General features: G+C 64.4%; 2 protein-coding genes. Both read left to right on the forward strand.

Annotated elements, in window-relative coordinates; genetic code table 11:
- The first annotated feature begins 146 nt into the window (after nucleotides 1–146).
- Nucleotides 147–1673 carry an IS21 family transposase gene (istA, locus tag HUU96_RS14795; RefSeq protein ID WP_174293496.1) on the forward strand — a complete coding sequence of 509 codons (1527 nt, stop codon included), beginning with the start codon at nucleotides 147–149 and terminating at the stop codon, nucleotides 1671–1673.
- On the forward strand, nucleotides 1663–2469 hold the full coding sequence (gene istB, locus HUU96_RS14800; RefSeq protein WP_174293497.1) for an IS21-like element helper ATPase IstB: 807 nt from the start codon (nucleotides 1663–1665) through the stop codon (nucleotides 2467–2469). The genes istA and istB overlap by 11 nt, the downstream gene beginning before the upstream one ends.
- Nucleotides 2470–2551: the final 82 nt, after the last annotated feature.

Genomic DNA, 2551 nt, shown 5'->3' on the forward strand with positions numbered 1-2551 from the left:
CGAAGAACGAGACGAAGCCCATCAGCCCCGAGATTGTTGATTTCCGCTGAGAGCTGACCCGGGGAGCGCCAAGTTTCCACTGAGAATTGACCCATGTTCTGACCCTTTTCCTGGCCGCTGGGTCGGGGGATCAAGGAGTGATCGACATGGCGTTACTGAGCGTGATCCGACGCTGGCATTTCCGCGAGGGGATGCCGATCCGAGAGATAGAGCGGCGCACAGGCTTGTCGCGCAACACGGTCCGCAAGTACCTGCGAGCGGGCACGGTGGAGCCGAAGTTCAAGGTTCCCGAGCGACCGAGCAAGCTGGACGCGTTTGCTGAGAAGCTGTCAGGGTGGCTGCGCATCGAGGCGGGCAAATCGCGCAAGCAGAAGCGCACGGCCAAGCAGATGTACGCTGATCTGGTGGCCCTGGGCTATGACGGCTCCTACGGGCGCGTCGCCGCTTTCGTGCGAGCCTGGAAGGCCGACCGTCAACGCGACGCCCAGACCAGCGGCCGCGGCACCTTCGTTCCCCTAGTCTTTGCGCCTGGCGAGGCCTTCCAGTTCGACTGGAGCGAGGACTGGGCCGTGCTCGGAGGCGAGCGGACCAAGCTGCAGGCCGCGCATACCAAGCTCTCGCACAGCCGGGCCTTCATCGTGCGGGCCTATCCGCTCCAGACCCATGAGATGCTGTTCGACGCGTTGACTCAGGCGTTCCGAGTGTTGGGCGGGGTGCCGCGGCGCGGGATCTTCGACAACATGAAGACCGCGGTCGATCGCATCGGGTCTGGCAAGGCCCGGCAGGTCAACGCCCGCTTCGCAGCGATGGCCAGCCACTACTTGTTCGAGCCCGATTTCTGCAACCCTGCTTCCGGTTGGGAGAAGGGCCAGGTCGAGAAGAACGTCCAGGATGCGCGTCGTCGGCTGTGGCAGCCGCTGCCGAGCTTCCCGGATCTGGGCGCGCTCAATGCGTGGCTTGAGCAGCGCTGTATCGAGCAGTGGAACGAGATCCAGCATGGCGTCCTGCCCGGCACGGTCGCCGACGCGCAGGCCCAGGAGGTCGCCAGCTTGATGCCGCTGGGCCGTCCCTTCGACGGCTTCGTCGAACACGCCAAGCGCGTGTCGCCGACCTGCCTCGTGCACTTCGAGCGCAACCGCTACAGCGTGCCAGCGTCCTTCGCCAACCGGCCGGTCAGCCTTCGAGTCTACCCGGAGCGGATCGTGATCGCCGCCGAGGGGCAGGTCCTGTGCGAGCATAGCCGGATCATCGAGCACTCCCACCGCTCGATCGGAAAGACGGTTTACGACTGGCGGCATTACCTGGCGGTGATCCAGCGCAAGCCGGGAGCGCTGCGCAACGGCGCTCCGTTCGCGGGCATGCCCAACGGCTTCCGGCGCCTGCAGGAGCATCTGCTCAAGCGTCCGGGCGGCGACCGGGAGATGGTGGAGATCTTGGCCTTGGTCCTGCAGCACGACGAGCAGGCGGTGCTCTGCGCCGTCGAGCTGGCCTTGGAAGCAGGCGTACCCACCAAGACCCACATCCTCAACATCCTGCACCGACTGGTCGACGGCAAGACTGACAAGGCCGCCAGGATCGATGCTCCGCAAGCGCTCAGCCTGCGGCGCGAACCGGAGGCCGACGTCGAACGCTATGATGCACTGCGCGGGAAGGATCTGCGCCATGCGTCATGATCCCGCCAGCGCCGCCGTCGTGGTCATGCTGCGCGGCCTCAAGATGTACGGCATGGCCCAGGCTGTCGGCGATCTCATCGAGCAGGGCGCGCCAGCCTTTGAAGCGGCGGTGCCCACGCTATCCCAGCTGCTTAAAGCAGAGGTTGCCGAGCGTGAGGTCAGGTCGATCGCCTACCAGATCAAGGCCGCCCGCTTCCCGGCGTACAAGGATCTGGCCGGCTTCGACTTCGCTTCCAGCGAGGTCAACGAAGCCATGGTTCGCCAGCTGCACCGATGCGAGTTCATCGTCGGCGCCGACAACGTCGTGCTGATCGGCGGGCCGGGCACCGGCAAGACCCACATCGCGACAGCGCTGGGCGTGCAGGCGGTCGAGCATCACCGCAAGAAGGTCCGGTTCTTCTCCACCGTCGATCTGGTCAACGCGCTCGAGCAAGAAAAGACTCTGAACAAGGCGGGCCAGCTTGCCGAGCGGCTACTCCGCCTCGACCTCGTCGTCCTAGACGAACTCGGCTACCTGCCGTTTAGCCCGTCAGGCGGCGCCTTGCTGTTCCACCTGCTCAGCAAGCTTTACGAACGTACCAGTGTCGTCATCACCACCAACCTCAGCTTCAGCGAGTGGTCCGGCGTGTTCGGCGATCCCAAGATGACCACGGCGCTGCTGGATCGCCTCACCCACCACTGCCACATCCTCGAAACCGGCAACGACAGCTTCCGCTTCAGGATCAGCGCCGCCGCCATCAAACCTCGGAAGGAGAAGATCCATGACTTGACCAACTCATCCCCAGGCGTGGCATAACTGCAAGACCGGGTCAGCTCTCGATGGAAATCCCGGGTCAGCTCTCAGCGGAAATCAACACATCAAAGCCTCCGGAATTTCC

This window comes from Sphingomonas bacterium (genome assembly GCF_903644135.1).
In the GTDB taxonomy this organism is placed as follows: domain Bacteria; phylum Pseudomonadota; class Alphaproteobacteria; order Sphingomonadales; family Sphingomonadaceae; genus Sphingomonas.

Coding starts and splice junctions, on each gene's coding strand:
- istA (WP_174293496.1), top strand. CDS start 147: ATGGCGTTACTGAGCGTGATCCGACGCTGGCATTTCCGCGAGGGGATG.
- istB (WP_174293497.1), top strand. CDS start 1,663: ATGCGTCATGATCCCGCCAGCGCCGCCGTCGTGGTCATGCTGCGCGGC.